Source organism: Candidatus Saccharibacteria bacterium, assembly GCA_016700315.1.
GTDB lineage: Bacteria > Patescibacteriota > Saccharimonadia > Saccharimonadales > SZUA-47.
This window is the reverse complement of the sequence record CP065013.1, coordinates 735,941-758,118: the sequence shown is the minus strand read 5'-3', so window position 1 is coordinate 758,118 and position 22,178 is coordinate 735,941. Positions and strand designations below refer to the sequence as shown.

Here is a 22,178-nt window from a genome sequence, read left to right as displayed (position 1 = left end):
AGCTTACTCGGCCACTTTACTAATAAAGCCTCCGAACTTTATCGATAAATCATTAAGTTTATCTATATCTGCTATTTTGTTGGCATCGTGAGGCAACTCTGCACTACCCCAAGCTAAGGTCCAACATGCAGCAACAATAGAAGCAATACTATCAGTATCGCCTCCCATATTTACGGCCGCAAAAATAGCGTCATTGAAAGTTTCCGGCCGAGTTGCAAGAACCCCATATGCCATCGCTAGTGTTTGAGGTGCATAAAACCCTTTCCCGTCTGTATAGCTAAGTACATCTTCTATGGATACGATCTTTTGAATAAAATAAGAAAGTGCGTTTTGTAGCTCGGGTTTAAAACCTTTGTTTTTTACAAAATCTAAAGCAATGATACCAGCCTTTGCCATCAGCTCTGGAGCATCGGTAAGCGTCTTCTGAACTTCAAGATGAGTCAGCGTGACTTGTCTAGATAGCTCGTTATTGTGGGTCATGTTCGTTAACAACACGGCCTGTTTCTCCGCTAAATCACTGCTTATACCCGCCGCCTGCTGCCAGAGTGCCAACGGCGCTAATTTCATCAGCACACCGTTACCAACTCCCTCAGTGCTGCCAGACAATAATGGTGAGCAGCCATTAGCTAGACGCTTTACGCTTTCAATCGTTGAGCCGCCCCAACCACGATAAACAGGCATTTTATTCGGGCGAGACACCAAAGGAGTGCTATTTAATGCATCAACGTGTTTTAAGGCCATATCATCAATATCAAAACCATTTGAATCCAAGATTGATCTGATCATGGCGCAACTGAGCTGCGTATCATCACTCCAAGAACCGGCTTCAGCATAGCCATAACCTAAATGTGAAGAAGGGATATCAATTAATTTATCCACAAGCCCATACTTTGAAGCTATGTCATACCTAGTTAAAGACTCTAATGGCAATCCGGCAGAATCGCCATATGCGATCGCAGGCAACAATTGCTCAGCTGTTTGTCTATAATTTTTGGCGGTCATTAAATCTCTTTTTCCAAATCTTCGAATAACTTAGTTAAACCAAACCTATAAGCTCCAGCACGCCGGTAGTGTTCGTAGTCTGCGTGAACAGGGCCCGGACTGTTGGCCAATAGTAGTACGTCGCTCGGCATCACTAAAGAACCAACCTTTTGAGCAAGTTTACTACAAATAAGTTCTTGCGTACTACAATATTTTTCAGCCAGCTGTCCGTCGCCAAAATTTTCATAAAGACTAAGCGTTGCAAACAGGGCCGGTATATCCTTAAACCACTTGCTCCCGTACATACACTCGACCGGCTCGCGCACGTACGTAACGCCGGTATTACGGTAACGAAAAACTCCGAAAATTTTCGACGGCGAGGTTAAGACTGCCATGATATTTGGCGAGCTGACATCAAGTTGTCGCTGATCAGACGTCAAGCCAACGTATGCCGCATCGAGCACTATATTATGGCCGGCTTCTACAAATTGCTGCCAAGCGTCTGAATCTATCCAGTTACCTGCCCTAGCGTTTGGGTTCGAAACGAACCAAACTCGACCTGGCTCAACACTAGCATCGGCTAGCTCAGCAAAACACTCCACCTTAATATTCAATGATTTTGCATAGGCCGCGTAGCCGTCATACTCACCATCTATAACAGCAAGGGACTCCATCTTGCCTTTAGCCGACCACTCGGCCATCAGATTAAACATAGCTTGGCTAGATCCATGCATCGGATAAGCCTCACTAAAACCGCTGAGGCCCGGTAAAAATCTTTCCTGGACCAGTCTTATTCTCTCGATAGCTGCAAGATGCAGTTCATCAAGGTCGATACTACCAGAATTAGTGACAGGCAGATCTAGGGGCGGATCAAAGTTATAGCCACTCAGCATGATCTGCGCTTCAGGTCTAGTTATAGTATTAATAGTTAGATCTGGATCAAACTGTTGTTCTCTTAGCAAATCTCTAACTTCTGGAAATGGATAACTATATACATCCTTCATTATATGCTCTGGGTTGACTTCAAACTCTTGCATGATGTCCCTCCAGTTCTTTAGCGGCGGCTAAAGCATCACCAAAGGAATAGAACTCAGGTTCAGCTAGGCCGCACATTAAATAGCCAAATTTTACATTTCTAATGATATTTTCTTCGTATTCTTCTTGATCTATATGTGGTTCATAGGCTGCTATAGTAGCCTCGTATTCTCCGTCTGCTAAACCAATCGACTGGGCTAAGTTGGTTGCATCAAAAAGACTTCTGATTCGGTTAAAGCGGGCTATTGCCCAACTTCGATTGCCACCGTACTGTTTTAGGCGTGATAGTATCGTTGCATCATCTTGATTTTTGCTAAAGTATTCGTCTAGCAGACTAGTTTCTATTAGTAAGGGCCTCAATAATGACAAGCTATATGAATCTGTTACATTAATACCGTGTTCCTTCAACATATCGTATGCTATTTTCATACCACCAAAGCAAAACTCACGTATGCCCGGTATCCGATAATGAACTAATATTTCACTTTCATTGCTTGCTCTATATTCACTTTTTGTGAAATCTTCAGCATATTCTTGAGCACTTATATTACTTAAGCTAGTAGGCAGACGATGGGTCATATGAGTAAATTCATGAACCGCGTATAAACTAGCGATTGTGTCTGGTGGTCCTAGCTTTGTTTTTGAATAATCTCGTAAAAGTAGCCAATTAAAATTAATACTAAAATTAGCATACTCATCATCATATTCTTGCTCGTATAATATTGGCGTCTTTCGATCGATTACCCAGCCTGCCAAGTTTTTGTAAAAATCATTTTCAGCAATTGTTTTATCAAGTAAAGTTCTTTCAATTATGTCGGCTCTATATTCTTCGACCGTAGACGGAATAAATATATTCTTCATTCTTTTAACTCTTTCTAACTTAGTTTTGTGAAATAGTGTTGACAATACACTAACTATTATATATACTCCTAATGTCAGTAAGTGTCAAGTACACACTAACTATAAAGGAGGTAGGTTATGAATAAAGATATAGCGCTTGGGATAATTGATGCTCAGCGCGGGTTTATGCCAGCTGGCGAGGGTGAACGCCTAGGACAACAAGGCTTTGGTGAGCTGACAGTCCCCGACGGCGAAAAAATTATAGCCCCGCTTAATAAATTGTTGCTTAGTGGTTCTTTTGATTTAGTGTTCACTACACAAGATTGGCACCCTAAAGAAACTGCCCATTTTAATGAAAACCCAAATTACATGACGACTTGGCCTACCCACTGTGTAGCCCATACAGATGGAGCAAAATTGCACCAAGACATAAAACTACCCGAAATGACACATAAGTTCAAAAAAGGACAAGAAATTCTACATGATGGCAAAGACGACACTAGCTATAGTGGCTTCAATGCTTTTCGAATCAACGAATATTACTTAGGCATGGGTGAGTTATCTAGCCAAAAGAAAGAAACACTACCCCAATTTTTAAATAAAAACAATGTAAAAACCCTTGTCTTAGGTGGCTTGGCGCTTGATTACTGCGTAAAAGCCACCGCGATAGATTTTAAGCGAAAGTCCGCTATCGATGTAGTTGTCGTGACAGATGCCACTAAACCAGTCGCTCAAGAAACTGGCGAACAGGCTTTAGTAGATCTACGCGCCGCTGGGGTAAGACTAATGAATACTAACGAATTAATAGTAGAGTTAGGCGGCCCACAATGACGACCTCAGAAATTATGATTGGTCCAGAAATCGGACAAAATAGATTGACCGCCGACCTAGACTTTTACAAGCCAACCATGAGCCAGCTAGCTTTCGAGAAACACCCAGATGCGCAGGTAACATTCTCGCTAATCAACAGGAACCACGACCAGCCGCTATCAGTGTATGTAAGTGCCCAGGAATTACAGCAAAGACTTGATAGCCTTAGATCTGGCTGGACCGAAAAAGACATTGAGTCAATCTCGGGTATCAAAAGAAGCGATGGACAACCGCTTTTTAGTAAAGACTTCTTGGGCTACCTGGCAGTAAGCAAACTACCAGAAATTAAAGTCGACTACGATTCATCGGGCGAAATAACCGCCCAGCCAACTGGTGATATGCCCCTAGTAAGTTTTTGGGAAACAGTTGTTATGGCTGAAGAAAATGAGATTTATTTTAACAATAAAGTACGCAGCGAAGGCCTGGATGTAACCGAACTGTACGAAGAAGGCGACAAAAGACTAGACAAAAAAATCGAGACCCTAAAGTCTCGCCCCGACATAAAAATTATAGATTTCGGCACCAGGCGACGCTTTTCTTTCCGCTGGCATCAACATGTTATTGAGCGTTTAGTTAATGAGTGTCCGCAAAATATTATTGGAACATCCAATGTCTACTTTGCTCACAAATATGGTCTTCCGGCAGTCGGCACATTTGCGCATGAGCTACCAATGGTCTACGCCGGATTAGCCGACCAAACTGGTCGTAACCCGCTAGAAGGCCACAAGGAAATGCTAGAAGATTGGCAGGAACTTTATGGCCCCGATTTGAGTATTGCGTTATCCGATACTTTTGGCAGCGATTTCTTTTTGGCCAATTTCTCTAGTGAGCAGGCCAAAGCCTGGAAAGGCTTAAGGCACGATTCTGGTGATCCAATCGAATTTGCTAATAAAGTCATCGACTTTTACGAATCAAATAATATTGATCCCGCGACTAAAACCCTAGTATTTAGTGACGGTTTAGATATTGACCAAATCGTTCGACTGGCCGACAAGTTTAACGGTCGAATAAAGCTCCTATTCGGTTGGGGCACCAGCCTAACCAATGACCTTGGCCTAAAACCCAACAATATTGTTATGAAAGCTACGGCCGTTAACGGCACGCCGACAGTAAAACTGAGCGACAGCCCAACCAAGCACACAGGGCCAGAGTATAAAGTCAAACAATATGCTCAGGCAGTAGCACGAAAATTAGTCGAAAGCGCCCTAGAAAACAACAAGCAACTAATAACGCTCTAGGAGGAATATTATGAGTAACTTGCTAAACCTACTTAACGTAAATACGACATTCTTTACCATCCTTGGCTACCAAATGAGTTACATAGAATTCTTTGGCACATTAGCAAACCTAGCCTGTGTCTGGTTGGTTGCTAAAAAACACATACTAAACTGGCCGATTGGTATTATCGGGGTTTTGTTGTTTGGCACATTGTTTTACCAGCTTCACCTATACGCTGACTTGTCAGAACAGGTCTACTATCTAATCACTGGCTTCTGGGGCTGGTACGTCTGGGCTAAACGCAAGACCAAGGCAGAAGATGATCAAAATATTATTGTTACCAAAAACACTGATCATGAAAACCAAGCCTGGATAATCACAGCCATACTCGGCACCATCGTTTACGCCTGGGCAATGAGCAACATACACATCTGGCTGCCGAGTCTTTTTCCAGAACCCGCCAGCTTTGTGCTACTAGACGTCTTTACTACGGTACTTAGTTTTATCGCTCAATATCTACTAATTATTAAAAGACTAGAAAACTGGCCTATTTGGATAGTCGTAGATGTAATTGGCGTAGGCCTTTACGCCAAAAAAGGCGTGCCCTTCGTCGCCCTGCTCTATCTGATCTTCTTATTTCTGGCTATCAAGGGCTACATCACTTGGAGGAAGACCTATGAAAAGCAATAAACCACGCCGAGCGGTAATAGTTGGAAAATTCCACCCACCACACAAAGGTCACCACCACCTAATTAACACTGCACTAGAAGAGTGTGATGAAGTTTATGTTCTGCCCTGTGACAATCCAAACTATACCATCCCAGCTGAGATACGGGCTAATTGGCTAAGACTAGCTCATCCAAAGGCAATAGTAAAACCGATACCCGAGCTACCACCCGAGCTAGATGATTCACCTCATTGGTCGGAGCACACTATTAAGTTTCTAGGCTTCAGACCTGACGTTTGCTACACAAGCGAAAATTACGGCATAACCTGGGCGCAAGAAATGGGCTGCAAACATCGAATGGTTGATTTTGGCCGCACCAAGATTCCGATCTCGGCTACCAAAGTCAGAGATGATGTGGCTACAAACTGGGGCTTTATGTTGCCCAGGATAAGACAGGCTTTCTGTCGGCGCATAGTTGTGCTTGGCGCCGAATCAACCGGTACGACAACCTTGGCCGAGGGCTTAGCTAAACACTACTCCAGTCCATGGACTGTTGAACTAGGTCGGTACTATACCATGTCACTGGCAAGCGCCAAGCATGATTGGCAAGATGAAGACTTTGCAAATATTGCCAGACTTCAGCAACAGTACGAGGACGATTTAGCCGGTCTTTGCAACGGTAAGCTTATTTGCGACACGAACGCTTTCGCAACAAAAATATGGCAGACGCGTTATATGGGGGAATCAACAGCCGAAGTAGATAGAATAGCTAAAACAGCACCGGCAGATCTATACATTTTGACCGGCGATGAAATACCATTTGTGCAAGATGGGTTCCGTGACGGTGAGCACATCCGTCACTGGATGCACCAAGCATTTGTAAGTGCTTTGTCTGATCTAAAAACACCTTATATTATAGTAACTGGCAGTCACAAAAAGAGATTACAGCAAGCCATCAAAGCGATTGATGCATTGCCGAGAAAGAGGATAAAACTTTATGCATAACAATTATGAGCTAAACAAACCCACCCAGCTAATAGACTACCCGCAAACCAGATACTTTAGTAACGAAAGTCTGCCAACGATACCAGAGGGGCCATGGGATGCCTCCAATAACACATTACCGTGCACAGAAGAAGTCAGGCGCTTCACTGATTTAGGCTTAAAAATTGATTCGCTAGGTCGCCCTTTACACCCAAATTTAGCCGAAAAACTAAAGCATGGCGTCTTGGCTAATAAAGGTTTCTTTTGGGAATGGGGGCCAAACTACACCGTCGACCCAGTTGTATTAGCCGAAAATAAAACTAAAATTCTTTTAGTTTTACGAAGCGATAATCACAAGTGGGCTTTCCCTGGTGGATTTATGAACCCAAACGAGACGGTTGCAGTTGCCGCTGCTCGCGAAGCTAAAGAAGAAACAACGATATCGCTAGACATTGATGAGGCAAAAATCATATTTAAGGGCATACTTGGCGATCACAGGTCTACGGCTCATTCTTGGACAGAGACTACGGCCGTAAGATGGCTTTTAGGTACTAGCGTCTTCGTCGAAGGCAAAGATGATGCCCTTGCGGCCGCCTGGTTCAACGTGAAGCAATTGCCAAAAAATATGTTTGAACCACACTTGCCAATAATTGATGTAGCGGTAAGTGCGGAATAATGAAAGCACCGAGCCAAACTTTGCTTAATGGAGCAAGTATTTACGCTGATTTAGCCATTGATCCACAACAGTTCGACATCGAACAACTACATGCTGGCCACATGGCATCCAACCAACACGTGATGGTGACCCAACAGTACGATTTCACCAACTTGCTTCTGCTGCAACTGCGTTTGGTCTACTTTAGATAAAATTCTACTCTTAGAACTTATAAGACCTCGGCCCGGCAACCATAGAGACCATATTAATTTAACAATTCAAGGAGTGCAGCTTCATTTATAACTTCAGTGCCGAGTTTGCGGGCTTTTTCGGCTTTACTAGCACCAGCTTTACTACCCATAACTAAATAAGTGGTGCCTTTGGCGACAGATGACTGAAAAGTCCCGCCTAGAGCGCGGATACGTTCAGCGGCTAATTCCCTGCTCATAGATTCTAGGGTGCCAGTAATGACAAAGCTTTGTCCGCTTAAAGGACCGCCAATATGTTTTACGTCTTGTGGCCAGACACCTAACGCTCTAAATTTTGCTAACATCGCTTGGTTATCATCATCGACAAACCAACCCAAAATCGAGTCGGCTACAATTTCGCCGACGCCCTCAACTTCTTTGAGTTGATCGTAGGTAGCCGAACCTAAATTGTCTAAGTTCTTGAACTTGTTGGCGAGGTCTATCGCCGTTTGAGCGCCAACATGCCGTATACCTAAAGCATAAATGAAGCGAGCCAGCGGTGGGTTCCTTTTTTCGGCAATAGCGTCAATTAGTTTGCGGGCTGAGATTTCTGCAAATCTTTCTAGCTCCACGACTTGCTCGAAGGTAAGTTGATAAATGTCAGCTAGCGACTCCACAAAACCAGCATCGACAATTGCAGATACGTTTTTCTCACCCAAAGTATCTATGTCTAGTGCTGATTTACTGGCAAAATGCTCGATGCTTTTTTTCAGTAAAATCGGCCCAGATGCGCCGTGCACACGGTAAACCGCTTCGCCTTCTGGGCGCTCAAATTCTAGCTCAGGATATTGGCGACTTAGCTCCTTTTCCATATTAAATGGCCAAGAAGGTTTGGGCCGAAGCTGCTCGATTACGCGGTTAACTTGCGGGATAATATCGCCAGCTTTAAAAATCACGACAGTGTCGCCTACTCTAATGTCTTTTCTGGCAATCTCGTCGGGGTTGTGCAAACTAGCATGTTGGACGGTTGTGCCGGCAACAACTACGGGGTCAAAAACGGCCACCGGAGTTGCCGCGCCAGTACGACCAAGACTAATGACAATATCTTTGACAATAGTCGTGGCCTCTTCGGCAGGATATTTATAAGCAATCGCACCACGTGGAACTTTGCCAACGACGCCGAGAGAATTCATGAGCCTGCGATTGTTGATTTTAATGACTAGCCCGTCCGTGTTATACGGCAAATTGGGCCGTTCTTGCTCAAAGCTGGCTGCAAACTCTAGCACTGACTCAAAATCGGCTTCCTTGTGCGCAGCAGCACTCACAACAAACCCCATTTCTCGCGCCGCGTCGTAGGCCGCTTGATTTGTTTTAACCTGACCAGGATCATCTCTAAGCACATCGTAGGCAACAAACCTGAGCGGCCGCTTAGCCACAAGGCTTGGGTCTAGCTGCCTTACAGTACCAGCCGCAAGGTTGCGCGGGTTGGCAAAAGTAGCCTCACCTTTTTTGAGCCGCTCTGAGTTCAACTTCTCAAAAGCCTGCTTCGTCATAATAATTTCGCCGCGCACCTCCGTATGCCCCTCGGAAAACCTTGCAGACTTTGGCAGTCTCAGCGGCACTGAAGCCAATGTCCTAAGATTATTTGTGACAACTTCTCCAACACGCCCATCACCACGTGTCACGGCTCGAACCAACAATCCATCCTCGTAGTGTAAGGCACAGGCCAGACCATCTTTTTTGGAATCAACATAGTAGTCGGCAGCTGCCACACTTGGGTTTAGCTTAATAACGCGTTGCTGCCATAACTTCGCTTCTTCAGCACTAAAACAATCAAGCAGGCTAATCATCGGCTGTTTATGTTCAAACTTCTCAAAACCGCCTTTAAGTGCTGGGGCAATACGTTGACTAGGAGATTCCGGCAAGATCCACTGAGGGTGTGCTGCTTCAATAGCCTTCAACTCCTGATTCAGCCCATCGTAAACAGCATCGCTGACGGTTGGCGCGTCATCTATATAATACTCACGTCCGTAACGATTAAGCAGCTCAACCAGCTCTGTATATCTTAGTTGGGTCATAAAAGTTCTCTATAAAGTGTGTAAAAAAACGCCAGAACGTAAGGGTATAATAGGCTGGTTAGAGCAAAGTAAGTCCACCCCGCAGCAGCCGGCCAAAAGAAAATCAGCGGTAACATAATGCCAGCCCCTGCCAGCAAAATGAAGAAAGCAAAACCAATAATTCGCCCCATAACATGAAGCCTTCTGTGACGCACTAGGTTCCTTGCGCTACGCAAAGTTTTCATCGGAGTCATGCTCGGTAGCGTTGCTACAAAAACGGCAAAAACAGATGAACTTATCATATACAGACTTAAAAGTCCGGTAGAGCCCAGTAGCAGCCACCAAATAAATTCTTCGTAAGCATTAACAGCAATACCGTTTTGCATCACAATTTGAAAAAGCGTTGAGCCTATCACAAAAGGTAAGGTTTGCAGTGCTATTACAAGCAGAATTAGCAAGACGACTACGATAGGATAAGGGCTTCTATAGATTGCTTCTTTAACCTTGAACTTATTACCAGCCCGTGTCTGTCGGTATATCCAAATAAACGACAAGCCAATAAACAATGTTATAAAAAAGTTATAAGCGTTCGAGGCTTCACTGACTTGACTGCTCTGTGAGCCAAAAAGCGCTCCGACTACCGTCGCTGCTGATTCGACATTTCCTAGTTTCTCACCTATGGCCTCATTGACCGTTTGCTTAAACTCAGCCACGTTAAGAGGTGCGCTAAATCCGCGAACCAACATCAGCTGCATTAAGGTGAACAAGAAGGTGATGACCAGCACTGGTTTCCAGCACGCCTTAAGTAAAGCACTAGTTCTAGCAAGCAGTACCCGAAGCCTTACCGGCGTGCCTTTTTCATGACGAAGTTTTTTTTGTAGTCTAAAATGTTTATATTTTGGTTTCTTTAAATGGCGCTTACCAGTAGGGGCTATTTTCTGTTTTTGCTTTTTGGGATTTAGTTTATAACTCTTATCGTCTAGGCTGCTATTTGGTGTTTTGACGGTACGCTTAATGCCCATTTATCACAAGCTCCTGCCCATTTCCTTTAGTCGAGCAATGCGATCTTCAATTGGCGGGTGGGTACTAAAAAGCGTTCCAAAGAAGTTACCCTTCAATGGGTTTGCAAAAAACAAATGCGCCGTCGAGGAATTCTGTCGCTGGGTTTGCGAGCCGTAAGCCTGAATTTTCTCAAGAGCACCTATAAGTCCTTCAGGGTAGCGGGTTGTGGCTGCGCCAGTTGCATCTGCTAGGTATTCACGTCTACGAGAGAGCGCCATCTGGATCATCATAGCCACAAATGGAGCGATAACTGCAGCCACGATGCCAAAAATTTGCAGCTGAGTGTTGTTATTATCGTCGTCCCCGCCACCAAACCAGCTAATTCTCAGGAAAAAATCGCACAACAGACTAATGACACTTGCTAGTGCAAAAGCTACCATACTGACTCGAATATCATAGTTTTTTACATGACCAAGCTCATGCGCCATAACACCCTGAAGCTCAGCCTTGGTCAATGTTTCTAGCAAGCCGCTGGTAATCGCCACAGAAGCGTTCTCGGGGTTTCGGCCTGTCGCAAAAGCGTTTAAGCCCGGGTCATCAATTATATAAACGCGCGGCATTGGTAGCCCGTCAGTCATCGAAATATTTTCAACCACGTTCCATAGCTGCGGATTATCGCGGCGGGTAATCTCGCGTGCACCGTTGAGAGCTAGAGCCATTTTTGACGAGCTGTAGTAGCTTATTAGCGCATAAACTAGCGAGCCGAGTAGTGCGTAAATCATTATGCTGGGATTACGATACCAAATTGAAAACAGGTAGGAAAGTAGCGCCACAAAGCCAAAAAAGCCCATCAAAATGAGGGCTGATTTGGTTTTGTTGGCTTGTATTTGACTATACATTTTAGTTATCTAAACGTTTTTGTTTGCCTTCGTTTGGGTTCGGAGGCTTGCTGTTTTATGCGGCAGATTACTTTGTATCAAAATCTACTTTTACAGGCTCTTGAACACTGGCGTTTTCGGCTTCGTCAAGCTCGAAAAATTGTCGCTCAGTAAATCCAAGCATGCGAGCAAAAATAATAGTTGGAAAAGTACGGATTTTGATGTTGAGATCACGAGCTGCACCATTGTAGAAGCGTCGGCTAGCCTGAATCTTGTCTTCAGTATCTACCAGCTCCATCTGTAGCTGCTGGAAGTTCTGATTAGCCTTGAGATCAGGGTAAGCTTCTGCTACCGCAAACAAGCTTTTTAGCGCACCAGCCATCATGTTTTCAGCTTTTGCAGCTTCGGCAGGAGTGCCGGCACTCATCATAGCCGATCTAGCGGCTGTGACTTCTTCGAAAACGCCTTTTTCATGCTTGGCGTACGCTTTTACAGTCTCTACAAGATTCGGGATCAGGTCGGCACGGCGCTTCAACTGAACCGTAATATCGCTCCAGGCCTCATCGACCCTTACTTTTGCTTTGACTAGTCCGTTGTACATACCGATAACAGCTAGCACGACTAGCGCTACCGCACCTACAACAATCCAAATAATTGGCATTTTTACCCCCTTAGGTTTAGTGATTATATTGTAGCATCTTACTTAACATGATGGAAATTATGTAGCATTTAGGCCACCACAAATTTCGCACGGGACGTGGTATAATGTCTACCGAAAGGGTCTGGCGGGACCGTTCGCGTTACCAAGTAAGACCAGACAGATGGCCTTAGAAATGACCAGAAGTCCAAAATTCTACTCCGCTCTGGAGGCAGAGTATGACGACATACTGTCTGCATCCAACGGCGATGTTGGTGCAATAATCCCATGCGATGCGTGGCGGGGCGCGCCGAACATCTCGGAGCAAGTGGCGTTGGCAGCCTTAGCCGGGGCATATGGACCGGCTTATGAGACTGACGTGGCATTTATCCAGGCGGCGCTGGAGGGTACGTTAGAACCGACACAGATTGAGGCTGTCAATCTGCTGGAGCGGCAACGGGATGGGATATTCCGTCAAAGTATTCGCGATGACGGGCTAGCAACGGACGCTGCCTAGCTTGGCGACACCCAGCACCAGCACTTGACTCCGGGGTAGGATGCGCAAGCTGCCGGGGTTCTTGCGTTTCGGGTACCCTATCACACGCGGTGCCTCGGCGGCGCCCGGAAAAGGGTATGCTCACCGATCTGGTGACGATGCTGGCGATAGCGGTCGGAAGCGTTGAACGACGAACCCCGGCCTTTGCAGGCCGGGGTTCGGAAAATGACTACTTGGTGGGCGCTGAGGGACTTGAACCCGCGACCCCCTCGGTGTAAACGAGGTGCTCTAGCCAACTGAGCTAAGCGCCCTTTGAAAGTATTGTACACAAGCAACTCTTAAAAAACAAATTGGTATATACTTATACCATGAGAAGATACAAGAAAACAAAAAGTTACTTATGGACACAGGAGTTAGCATACATTGCGGGGCTATTCGCTTCTGACGGTTGTCTTATTAGCAACGGCCGCCACCTTAATATAACCTCAAAAGACTATGAGATAATTGAATATTGCCAGGAGGCGCTAGGCGGGATAGGTAAGAAGGTCCAAATCAAAAAGGGAGAGCTAGGAAACCTTGCCTTTTGCTGGCAATTTAGCGATGTATCATTGTACGACTTTTTTAATACTCATGGGATTACTCCAAGAAAGAGCAAGACAATCAAACAAGTAAAACTGCCAAACGAGTACTGGGGCGACTTTTTAAGAGGGTATTTCGATGGTGACGGCACTACTTATGCATACACGGATAAGCGATGGCGGTCTAGTTATATGTACTACACTGGTTTCACTTCTGCCAGTCTCGATTATATTAAATGGCTTCAGAAACAAAATAAAATCTTATGTGGTACTACTCAAGGGTCTATAAAAAAATCCAACAGAGCGTATACGCTCGCTTATGCCAAGCTAGACTCAGAAAAGATTAGTAATGCTATGTATAGCACGGCCTGTTCAGAAAAATTTTCTCTAAGGAGAAAAAAAGACAAACTACTTAGCTTCATAGCAAGAGATAAAAATGATAGAATAAATCGTGCAAACGCGCGAGTGGTGAAACTGGCAAACACGCAGCCTTGAGGTGGCTGTGCCTTAAAAAGCTTGGAGGTTCAAGTCCTCTCTCGCGCACCAGAAATGGACAAAAATTGGAATTAGCGGCGCGCTGCGCCGTTTTTTCTTTGGTTTTGCGCAGCAAAAACCAAAGAAAAAGCCGTTCTTTCGGGCGACAATTCTGACTTTAGTCCATTTTTGGTGAAGTTTTACAACTCCGCTAGAACCTATTTTGAGGAAAAATGCTGAAAAGTACGGCCCCGCCGCCTAGCACAGCAGAGCTGTGCTGCGCCCCGCCCAGAAAGCCCTTTGCATATTTTTTGAATTTCCCCCGCAGAGATTTTTTAGAAAAGGAAAAGGGTGTTTCTGGTTGGGTCGTCTGCGTTAAAGCGCAGGTGCGGCAATCCTTAAAGTTTAAAGATAGACAGGATTTCGTCAGCAATCTTATCGTATTCGTGTTCGGTGGTATCAAAAACTCTATTATTAACTTTTGATGTGGCGAGTAGTTCAATTTGGCTACGCTGTTGGTCAACATAATACCGCGCTATCTCCTCAATGGTTTTGCCTTTTGTTTTTATGTACTCGACCCACGATTGTTCGCGGTGTTCAGCGGCAGTTTGCACTCTTTTCGCGGTAGTCTTTTCGTCCACTTTCAAAAATACAGTAAGTGTTTGATGTTGTAGTAGCACATTTTCTATATCTTCATACTTTGAAATGTCAGCTTTTGCTCTAAACGCTTGGGTCAGATAAAGTCGGTCAAAGATTATGTAATCAGCTTCGGTATTTAACGAGGTATCAAGCAGTGATTTGAAAAAATCCAGATGCAACTCTGCTGGCTGTTCCATTATAGGTATATGTGTATCTGGTTCACCATATACCTTAATCTTTTTGTCGCTTAACTTTTTCTGCAACAACTCAATCATGGTTGATTTACCACTAGTTGCTATGCCCTCAATGATTAGGATCTTCAGGCTCATAAGTTTATATTTCCACTGTCATTACTTTGCCACCCAACCCCATAGCACTACTCAAAGAGCTTCCAGCTTTTAAATTCTTCGGCATCGGCGGCCTTTGCGCGTTCAAAAGCCTCTGCCAAACTTAAGTTTGTGTAGTTAGTCAGAAAATAGAAAAGCAATGTCGGGAATAATGAACTTACATAATGAAAGGGTGAAGATGTCTCGGCAATATAGGCTTTTGCGCCACCTTTTTCTATAAATACTTTCGCTAATTCTTTTTCGCCGCCAACACACGCAACATTTATCACGACCTTATCTTTTACATCTACAAATTTTGAAAGGTCTTCTGGTGTCATTTGGCCGTGAAAGTCCTGTGTAGCTGCAAGTTCATCAGCCAAAGTGTCCATATGTAGCGAGCCTTCTTGTTCGGCACCGTGCGCGGCAATAATAAGGTACGGAGCTTTAGCATAATCGCTGCCCCCCAGAACTTTCTTAAGATGTTCGGCAAGTGCCGCAGGAAAGTAGTTGGTTTTTATGCCGTAATTCTCCAGAGTAGCTTTTAGAACATTAGCCGTCTGAGTATCGCTTAGGTCTAAGATATCTACTTCAGTCCAAAATAATTCACCTCTGGCTATTGTTTGCACTCTTGAAGTGCGAAACTCCTCACTAAAATCAAATTTATCTTTGCTCATACTTTTAATTTTAACAGATTTTCCCCTGTTTGCGTGTCGCAAGCGACACGAGGGCGGCAGTGCCGCCCCAGACACGCCGTCTGTTTCGGCCTATGCCGAAACGCGACCCAACCAGAAACACCCTTTTCCTTTTCTAAAAAATCTCTGCGGGGGAAATTCAAAAAATATGCAAAGGGCTTTCTGGGCGGGGCGCAGCACAGCTCTGCTGTGCTAGGCGGCGGGGCCGTACTTTTCAGCATTTTTCCTCAAAATAGGTTCTAGCGGAGTTGTAAAAATCCACCACGTCCGAAATAAGACCAGCCTCGTGTATTTTTATGCTAGCAAGTGGCATATAAATAAACGGGGTCTTGTCTTGTTCCTCAGCTACCCCAAACAATGGGAATTGTTTGGGGACCCTAATTCAATCCGCCCCGATATCTATTATTACCCGCGGTAGCTCCAAGAGCAGAAATGACAGAGAGCATATCTAATCTCTCTTTTCTTAGTTCTTTACCGGTTACAGAAACAAAGCGTCTTGGAATTGAGTTTGCCGCATCGTCGAGTTGCTCTAGAACGCTGTCAGGGCTTAGGACAAGTTGCACGTATTCATCCCACTCCGCATCAGTGGGCTCTTGTGTTCTATCTTTTATCTTTCTTAATAGACGAGCCTCATTTATTAGCCTGGCAACCATTGGATTTGAGTCATCAATAAACGGTATGAGGAGCTCGTGTAATTTAGTGTACGGCACATAGTTTTCACCTGGCCGGATAGGCTCGTACCATCCGTAGTCTATTAGCTCTGTTATCGTTCCAGCAACATACGCCAGTTCCGAGTCAATATAGCTGACATCTTTTCGTGGACCAAAAGTTCGAACAAGCTCATTGAACGCCGGCGTCCTCAGTAGTATATTGCCATATAAGTGTAGTATGTTGTCGTGTATAGCTGACCATGCAATGTTTGTAACGTTTACGCCTTCTTCTGGTACTGGCGCAACTAAAACTGTTCCGTCTTTTAGCCCTTCGATCAGCTGCTCGCCCTCGTAACTCATATTGTTTCCTGGGTTAGTATTGCTGTGGTAATCGGTAAATTTCACAGAATCCCCCAGGCCGCGCACTCTGTCATATAGCTCACTTAGCGCTTTTGCGCCGAGGGTGCAGCGTACGTCAAGAAAATCTTTTCCATCTCCATCAATCCCGCGTTCTGAACGAATACCCAGATGTTCTGCAATACGCGTATGGGGGTCAGGGCTTGAAGCACTTGGTGCTCCTGGTTCCAAGGGCACCACAAGCATTGAATTAAGCAAATTGTAACGAATTACCCCCCAGGTAAGACCGTCAAACCAAGGTATGCGTTGTTGATCTAATCCATAACTGGCGATTATCTCTTTTCGCCTATCGTCTACTACTGGGCTAACATCAAATTGCAAGATAGTATTGCCTAATAAACCATCAGGATCAAAGAAAACTCTTAACGACACATCCGATGAAATGCCCTTACCTTCTATAAGTGACATCTCGTATGTAGCCTCTCCAACACGATCAAAATTGCGAGGAATAATAGAACGATTGCTCATTAATATTACTATACACTTATTATTGAAATATTACAATTTTATTATTTTGGTTGTTTAAGAATTCTCTCGTACAGTCGGCACTGAAGTAGGACACTTCAAGTTAATTTCTCCCAGTATACTTCATTGGCAGTTCTGAACTGAAGCACTTCTCTTGGACGATCATTTAAATACACGAGGCACTCGTGTATTTTTTCTTTAGTAACGAATTGTAGGTCTGTTTTCTTCGGTATGAAGTGCCGTATCCACTTGTTGGCGTTCTCAACTAGACCTTTCTCCCACGAGTGGTATGGGTGACAGAAGTAGATTGGGGCATGCAATAGTCTCTCAAACTCCTGCCACTGCTTGAAAGCAATGTCATTGTCGGTCAGGATGGTTTTAACGGTGCAACCGTCAAACATCACTCTCAGAGCCTTTGACACCTCTTTCTTCGTTCTGTTGGGTAGAAGCTCGATGAGTGTCTTTTTGCTCAGCGTATCTACAGCAACCAACAACACAGCTCTACTGTGCCTGCTGACAATGAAGTCGAGCTCGTAGTGACCGATCTCATCACGTAGGATACGTTCTTCGATCCATTTCCGGTCACCAATCAGTGAGCGACGATACATTGTCTTCCGTCTCTTTGGCTTACCTTTGAAGTGCAGCTTGTGGTGAAGGGCGTACAGACGTACATAGCGGTAGACCGCATCCTTCGACACAGCAATGTTGAGATCGGCTTGAGTGCGACCGGCTATGACTTTGGGTGACCAGCCGAGATCCAGTTTATCGTCAACATAGGTTCGCAGGTCTTTGTCTCTGGCAACTTTGTTACTCCAAGTTCGAGCCAGCCTACGTTTTTGGTATGCTTTCACCTTAGCTTTCTTGGCAACGTATTCACCAGACACCCGAAGGTTATTTAGTTCATAGCTGATGGTATTGGGGCTTCGCCCCAGCTCACGTGCTATGAACCGGATACTCTTTCCGCTTTTGTGCCAATGTTCAATCTTGACTCGATCTTCATAGCTTAAATGATCATAGTGCTTTCCCATCTGATCATTATCTTTTGATCTCTTCACTGACACCAAACCTTCGTTAGGTTTAGTGTCCTACTTCAAACGAGCCTGGAGCGTGTCGCACAATACTTATTGTGCGACACAACAAAGCTATTGCATTATTAGCAATTATATGATAGAATAGTGCCATATGGGAAGCCCCGAAGGATTTAGTGGTGGTGGCAATTACGCTGCTGAAATAAGACGTGACCCTGAAGTAGACGGACTACTTGAATTTCTTGGCGTCTATGTAAAGATACAAGAAATAATGTCTTGGCTAGTTGAGGCTAGTGCAAATGCCGACTTCACAATTAAAGCTGTAAGGCGTGGTCACCTGCAAAAGCTTATGCAGCAGCTTGGTTTAGACCCTGAAAGCCCTGATTCGTTCACCCAACTTGAGGATATGAAAGCTGGTCTTACAGATAGGACACAACATCCTAAGCCAAGAATTGAAGTCCCAGAAGTCGGCTTCTTCAAATCTCGAATTAAAGAGCTTATTACCGAACAACAAAGGCATGGTAACCCTACTGCATTCGACTATGCTGTTGAAGGCAGAGCCGACCTTGCGGGAGTTGCTCGATACAGTCATACGGATTGGGCTAATGTACAATCACGCACTGGCGGAAAGCATATCAGCGAGTGGATACACGGTGTTGCAAGAATAATGGCTGATCCAGTTGCCTATCATGCAGAGTTCGCAGGGCTTGGAATTGACTCTGGTCATAGGGCTCCTGACCATTTGGAGATAGCAGGAGATTGGTCAATCCAGAATGGTAGGCATCGTTCACTTGCTACCCGTAGTCTGGGCGAAGAATACGTTCTTGAAGCTGGCATGGCACAGTGGATACCAGTTACTGTTGAGCAACCCTAGTATTGCTAAGGTTCAAACGACTTCTAGCGAGAGTAATAACACACTAATATCAGAGCTGATACTGTGGCACGAACCGTGATAGAGAAGCATTCCTGAGCTGTAAATTCCAGTCTATATCTGGACTACTCAGTAGCCAATCACTTATATTGTCAAAAGGTTCAAGACATCTGTCTTCAGGTGCACCACGTCCGAACTAAGTTCAACCCCGTCTATTTTTATGCTAGCAAGTGGCAAATAAATAGACGGGGTCTTGTCTTGTTCCTCAGCTACCCCAAACAATTGGAATTGTTTGGGGACTTTTGGGCGTTTTGATATTTTGTAGCACTGGCCTTGAAAAAACATAGCCGTCTTTGCCTAAAACATCCATACAATAGACATCCAAAAGATTGATTATTATTTCTCTCAAAGATATTGATGCTATATTATTTGTGTATATAAAGTGTAGAAAGGGAAACCATGGAGCGTATTATTATTCCAAAAAACGTTAATGAGGTGGAAAATTTGTATCTATCAGGACCAATGACAGGATACCCGAAGCATAATTTTAGTGCTTTCGAGGCAGGTGCTACACAACTCAGAGGTGCTGGCTATAAAGTTTTTAGCCCACACGAAGTAAAAGGAGAGCAGGATTGGGGTTGGGCTGACTATATGCGCGCCGACTTTCCAGGGGTTTTAGGCGCTCAAGGAATTGCCGTGCTTGATGGTTGGACCGAAAGTCGTGGCGCTAGAGCTGAAGTAGATTTGGCACATTTATTAGGTGCTTTCGTATTACCGAAAGATGTTTGGCTCTCTTATAGACTTACGCAAAATTACAACACGTATCTGCGGTTTCATTGATGGTAGGCCAGAATAGGGTTACAATATCAGTATGAATAAGGAGGGGTTATGGGTTTTGTGTGGTTTCTGATAGCGCTATTTGTTATCGCGGTGCTTATGGGGCTTAGGCTAGTCAACCAGTTTGAAAGAGGTGTGGTTTTTCGCCTGGGACGGGTACAGCCCACCCCAAAAGAGGCGGGGCTCAGGGTTATCATCCCTTTTATCGACCAGATGAAAAAGGTCGACATGCGTATCATTACTTTACCTGTAGATAGTCAGCAGATTATTACGAAGGACAACGTCAGCATCGACGTAGCAGCGGTTGCATATTACCAGGTTGTAGATGCCACCAAGTCGCTCGTCGAAATTAGTAACGTTGTATCTGCGACCTACCAAATTGCCCAAACTACTGTTCGAAATGTTATCGGCCAGTGTGCTCTCGACCAAGTGCTCAGTGAAACTTCTACTATCAACGAAAAGATCAAAGCGATTCTCGACACCGCTACCGAGAAGTGGGGTATATATGTCAGTACAGTTGAGTTAAAAGACATACGCCTTCCCGAAACTATGCAGCGCGCTATGGCCAAGCAAGCCGAAGCCGAGCGTGAGAAACGAGCCAAAATTATTGCCGCCGAGGGTGAAGCCCAGTCTGCCGCCAAACTTGGGGAAGCTGCCGATATCATTGCGGCCCACCCAATCGCACTCCAGCTCAGAAACCTACAGGTTATGAGTGAGATAGCAGTCGAAAAAAACAGCACAATCATCTTCCCTGCCCAATTTATGGACACCGTGGATGCTATGAAAAAGTTCATGTCCAAAGACGGACTTAAGTAACACTAGTCTTTAGCCCTTAGACCATAGCACGCTGCTTGTGGTGTCTAAAATGTTTATTGTCTAGCTACAAAAAATACTAATTAACTAACAGCATACTAGGGCCTAAGGACTACGGTCAGAGGTCTAGAGCTTAGCTCCTGGGCATGTGGTCGGCGAATTTGCGAATTGAATATTCGTTCCGCATCCAAGCTTTGGACTGTTCTTCTGTGGCATCGAATTTTACACCAGGATTAAAAATACCATGCGGGTCAAAAATTTTCTTCACTTTTGTACAGAGTTCGATCATGGAGGAGTCCAGCTGCATTGGTAGCAGATGCCCTCGTAAACGCCCGTCACCATGCTCACCACTCAGTGACCCACCAAGTTTCATGACTATCTCGTAGTATTCTTTGAGCATTTTGAAGACTTTTTGACGGTCGCCAACTAGAGATAGATCCAAAAACGGAGCGGCATGGACAATAGAACTGCCGGCATGGCCCCAAATACCGTATTGTTTCTGATTATAGCGCTGCATGAGTGCTCTTATTTCGCCAATTAGCGCACCAAGCTTTTCTGGAGGTACAGCCGCATCGTCTATAACAGGCACGGCGCGGTAAGAGCTCTCGCTGTGTGACAACAGTCCGGCTGCGGTATCACGCACAGCTCTGACCCTGTCGATATACTCTTCTTGTTTGCTTTCAAGCACAATCTGGCCGTACTTTTCGACGATTTTATTGAACTTCTTCACAACTTTACGCTGCAGGCGAATGCTCTCGTCATCAAATTCGGCAAACAATAGTATATCTGGCATCGCCTCATTGAAATAACCTTTCAAGACATGTGGGTTTGTAGCTAGTGCGAACTCTAGCAGATTACGATCAACAAAGTCTAACTCACTTGGGCCAAATTTCATCTTTTTGATTTCATCGATCGCCTGCAAACAAGCTTCGATACTATCAAAACCAGCCATGACCAAAGATGTCTCGGGATTATGTGTCTCCGTATCTAGTACAACTTCCGTAATAACTCCAAGCGACCCCTGACTACCAACCAATAGCGGCGTAAGATTAAAGCTTCCGTCCTTGCTACGTACAGCCGATACGTTATACCCAATATTAGTTTTGGCTTGCGGAGAATAGTTCTTGATCGTCTCTTTGTATTCTTCAAGTAAGCTGTCAAGCTGACGATATATTTCGCCTTCCATTCCAGATAAACCTAGCTTGGCTTTGAGCTCTCGCTTATTGAGCTTACCTGTCTCAATCAGTTCACCGTTAGCCAGCACAACCCTTAGACCCCGAACATATTCGAGCGTGTCGCTGTATTTATAACTCTTAGACCCAGAAGCATTATTTGCTACTGCTCCTCCGATTGTGGAGTACTCGCCACTTGCTGGAAAAGACGGCAGAAAACGACCATGCGTAAAGAGTGTTTGTTGAAGCTTTCCGAAATTAGCGCCCGGTTGGACTGCTACCAGTCCGTTTTTGGGATCTAGCTCCAAAATTTTGTGCATGTGAGCCGGAAAAACTAACATAATTCCGCTACCTATGGCCGCTCCAGTCAAGTCAGTACCCGAACCTCGTGCCGTGATTGGTATTACACGCCCGCGCTCAGCCAGCTGCCAACTAAAACGCACGGCCTTGCGAACATCATTTTCACTGCGAGGATAAACGACAATCGCAGGAGCTTGCTTAAAGATACTGGCGTCGGTTGAAAAGTGCTCGCGCACATCGTGCGAAGCGTAGACTTCACCGACTACGTGTTCTTGCAGATAATGTGCTACCTTATTCACCTGTAACTCCGGATTGTACCGCCTGCTTCGCAGCAGTAAAACTGACTCTACCAAAATGTGAAGCACAGACTAAACTTATCTCTATCATACTTATGATTATAATAGCATA

The 22,178-nt window shown here is 44.8% G+C and carries 23 protein-coding genes and 2 tRNA genes; 12 read left to right on the top strand and 13 right to left on the bottom strand.

The features are described from left to right. Window positions 1-3: 3 nt before the first annotated feature. Genes IPO96_03930 through IPO96_03920 form a run of 3 tightly spaced genes read right to left on the bottom strand, consistent with a single transcriptional unit; the run spans window position 4 to window position 2,877 of the window. Window positions 4-1,002: an ADP-ribosylglycohydrolase family protein gene (locus tag IPO96_03930; protein ID QQS64694.1), complete on the bottom strand. Its 999-nt coding sequence runs from the start codon at window positions 1,000-1,002 to the stop codon at window positions 4-6. Beyond that, a complete protein-coding gene (locus tag IPO96_03925; GenBank protein QQS64693.1) occupies window positions 1,002-2,018 on the bottom strand; it encodes a hypothetical protein in 1,017 nt (338 codons plus the stop codon). The genes IPO96_03930 and IPO96_03925 overlap by 1 nt, the downstream gene beginning before the upstream one ends. Continuing rightward, window positions 2,005-2,877: a hypothetical protein gene (locus IPO96_03920; GenBank protein ID QQS64692.1), complete on the bottom strand. Its 873-nt coding sequence runs from the start codon at window positions 2,875-2,877 to the stop codon at window positions 2,005-2,007. Before IPO96_03920 ends, IPO96_03925 begins: the two co-directional genes overlap by 14 nt. A 117-nt stretch (window positions 2,878-2,994) precedes the next feature. Between IPO96_03920 and IPO96_03915 the strand changes: the two genes are divergently transcribed. The 6 genes from IPO96_03915 to IPO96_03890 are packed head-to-tail and all read left to right on the top strand — an operon-like array spanning window position 2,995 to window position 7,462. After that, the gene (locus tag IPO96_03915) at window positions 2,995-3,687 is read left to right on the top strand and encodes an isochorismatase family protein (GenBank protein ID QQS64691.1); all 693 of its coding nucleotides are present in this window, start codon (window positions 2,995-2,997) and stop codon (window positions 3,685-3,687) included. Beyond that, window positions 3,684-4,964, top strand: coding sequence for a nicotinate phosphoribosyltransferase (gene pncB, locus IPO96_03910; GenBank protein ID QQS64690.1), 1,281 nt, complete (start codon window positions 3,684-3,686; stop codon window positions 4,962-4,964). The genes IPO96_03915 and pncB overlap by 4 nt, the downstream gene beginning before the upstream one ends. A gap of 10 nt (window positions 4,965-4,974) precedes the next feature. Then, window positions 4,975-5,634 (top strand): nicotinamide mononucleotide transporter, encoded by a 660-nt coding sequence (locus IPO96_03905; GenBank protein ID QQS64689.1) that lies wholly within the window; start codon window positions 4,975-4,977, stop codon window positions 5,632-5,634. Beyond that, complete coding sequence (locus IPO96_03900) at window positions 5,621-6,616, top strand: AAA family ATPase (GenBank protein ID QQS64688.1); 996 nt, start codon at window positions 5,621-5,623, stop codon at window positions 6,614-6,616. Before IPO96_03905 ends, IPO96_03900 begins: the two co-directional genes overlap by 14 nt. Further along, on the top strand, window positions 6,609-7,271 hold the full coding sequence (locus IPO96_03895) for an NUDIX hydrolase (protein QQS64687.1): 663 nt from the start codon (window positions 6,609-6,611) through the stop codon (window positions 7,269-7,271). The genes IPO96_03900 and IPO96_03895 overlap by 8 nt, the downstream gene beginning before the upstream one ends. After that, a complete protein-coding gene (locus tag IPO96_03890) occupies window positions 7,271-7,462 on the top strand; it encodes a hypothetical protein (protein QQS64686.1) in 192 nt (63 codons plus the stop codon). Before IPO96_03895 ends, IPO96_03890 begins: the two co-directional genes overlap by 1 nt. Window positions 7,463-7,515: 53 nt before the next feature. Here IPO96_03890 and ligA read toward each other — a convergent pair whose 3' ends face one another. The 4 genes from ligA to IPO96_03870 form a co-directional block, all read right to left on the bottom strand. Next, window positions 7,516-9,516 (bottom strand): NAD-dependent DNA ligase LigA, encoded by a 2,001-nt coding sequence (ligA, locus tag IPO96_03885; GenBank protein QQS64685.1) that lies wholly within the window; start codon window positions 9,514-9,516, stop codon window positions 7,516-7,518. Next, window positions 9,513-10,517: a hypothetical protein gene (locus IPO96_03880; protein ID QQS64684.1), complete on the bottom strand. Its 1,005-nt coding sequence runs from the start codon at window positions 10,515-10,517 to the stop codon at window positions 9,513-9,515. Before IPO96_03880 ends, ligA begins: the two co-directional genes overlap by 4 nt. A 3-nt stretch (window positions 10,518-10,520) precedes the next feature. Then, complete coding sequence (locus tag IPO96_03875) at window positions 10,521-11,396, bottom strand: M48 family metalloprotease (protein QQS64683.1); 876 nt, start codon at window positions 11,394-11,396, stop codon at window positions 10,521-10,523. Window positions 11,397-11,463: 67 nt separating this feature from the next. Further along, window positions 11,464-12,036: a LemA family protein gene (locus IPO96_03870; GenBank protein QQS64682.1), complete on the bottom strand. Its 573-nt coding sequence runs from the start codon at window positions 12,034-12,036 to the stop codon at window positions 11,464-11,466. Window positions 12,037-12,208: 172 nt separating this feature from the next. On the opposite strand from IPO96_03870, the gene IPO96_03865 reads away from it, so the two are divergent. Beyond that, window positions 12,209-12,529, top strand: coding sequence for a hypothetical protein (locus IPO96_03865; GenBank protein ID QQS64681.1), 321 nt, complete (start codon window positions 12,209-12,211; stop codon window positions 12,527-12,529). A gap of 213 nt (window positions 12,530-12,742) precedes the next feature. Here the strand turns inward: IPO96_03865 and IPO96_03860 are convergent. Next, window positions 12,743-12,819 (bottom strand) — tRNA-Val (locus IPO96_03860). A 57-nt stretch (window positions 12,820-12,876) separates the two neighbouring features. Between IPO96_03860 and IPO96_03855 the strand changes: the two genes are divergently transcribed. Together IPO96_03855 and IPO96_03850 are read left to right on the top strand one after the other, a co-directional pair. Beyond that, entirely contained in the window at window positions 12,877-13,581 is a 705-nt protein-coding gene (locus IPO96_03855; GenBank protein ID QQS64680.1) for an LAGLIDADG family homing endonuclease, read from the top strand. Then, window positions 13,546-13,632: transfer RNA gene (locus tag IPO96_03850), tRNA-Leu, on the top strand. The genes IPO96_03855 and IPO96_03850 overlap by 36 nt, the downstream gene beginning before the upstream one ends. 326 nt (window positions 13,633-13,958) lie before the next feature. Here the strand turns inward: IPO96_03850 and IPO96_03845 are convergent. The 4 genes from IPO96_03845 to IPO96_03830 all read right to left on the bottom strand — a co-directional run bounded on the left by IPO96_03845 (window position 13,959) and on the right by IPO96_03830 (window position 17,804). Beyond that, a complete protein-coding gene (locus tag IPO96_03845; protein QQS64679.1) occupies window positions 13,959-14,528 on the bottom strand; it encodes a hypothetical protein in 570 nt (189 codons plus the stop codon). Window positions 14,529-14,575: 47 nt separating this feature from the next. Next, a complete protein-coding gene (locus IPO96_03840; GenBank protein QQS64678.1) occupies window positions 14,576-15,199 on the bottom strand; it encodes a hypothetical protein in 624 nt (207 codons plus the stop codon). 395 nt (window positions 15,200-15,594) lie between these two features. Further along, on the bottom strand, window positions 15,595-16,752 hold the full coding sequence (locus tag IPO96_03835; GenBank protein ID QQS64677.1) for a hypothetical protein: 1,158 nt from the start codon (window positions 16,750-16,752) through the stop codon (window positions 15,595-15,597). A 95-nt stretch (window positions 16,753-16,847) separates the two neighbouring features. After that, window positions 16,848-17,804, bottom strand: a complete 957-nt coding sequence (locus IPO96_03830) for an IS30 family transposase (protein ID QQS64676.1) — start codon at window positions 17,802-17,804, stop codon at window positions 16,848-16,850. Between the two features lie 127 nt (window positions 17,805-17,931). Here IPO96_03830 and IPO96_03825 point away from each other — a divergent pair, with 127 nt between their 5' ends. The 3 genes from IPO96_03825 (at window position 17,932) to IPO96_03815 (ending at window position 20,301) form a co-directional block, all read left to right on the top strand. After that, window positions 17,932-18,651 (top strand): hypothetical protein, encoded by a 720-nt coding sequence (locus tag IPO96_03825; GenBank protein ID QQS64675.1) that lies wholly within the window; start codon window positions 17,932-17,934, stop codon window positions 18,649-18,651. Window positions 18,652-19,107: 456 nt separating this feature from the next. Beyond that, window positions 19,108-19,488 carry a DUF4406 domain-containing protein gene (locus tag IPO96_03820; GenBank protein ID QQS64674.1) on the top strand — a complete coding sequence of 127 codons (381 nt, stop codon included), beginning with the start codon at window positions 19,108-19,110 and terminating at the stop codon, window positions 19,486-19,488. A gap of 48 nt (window positions 19,489-19,536) precedes the next feature. Continuing rightward, window positions 19,537-20,301, top strand: a complete 765-nt coding sequence (locus IPO96_03815; GenBank protein QQS64673.1) for a slipin family protein — start codon at window positions 19,537-19,539, stop codon at window positions 20,299-20,301. Between the two features lie 130 nt (window positions 20,302-20,431). On the opposite strand, the gene IPO96_03810 is transcribed toward IPO96_03815, so the two are convergent. After that, a complete protein-coding gene (locus IPO96_03810; GenBank protein QQS64672.1) occupies window positions 20,432-22,069 on the bottom strand; it encodes an FAD-binding oxidoreductase in 1,638 nt (545 codons plus the stop codon). Between the last annotated feature and the right edge of the window lie 109 nt (window positions 22,070-22,178).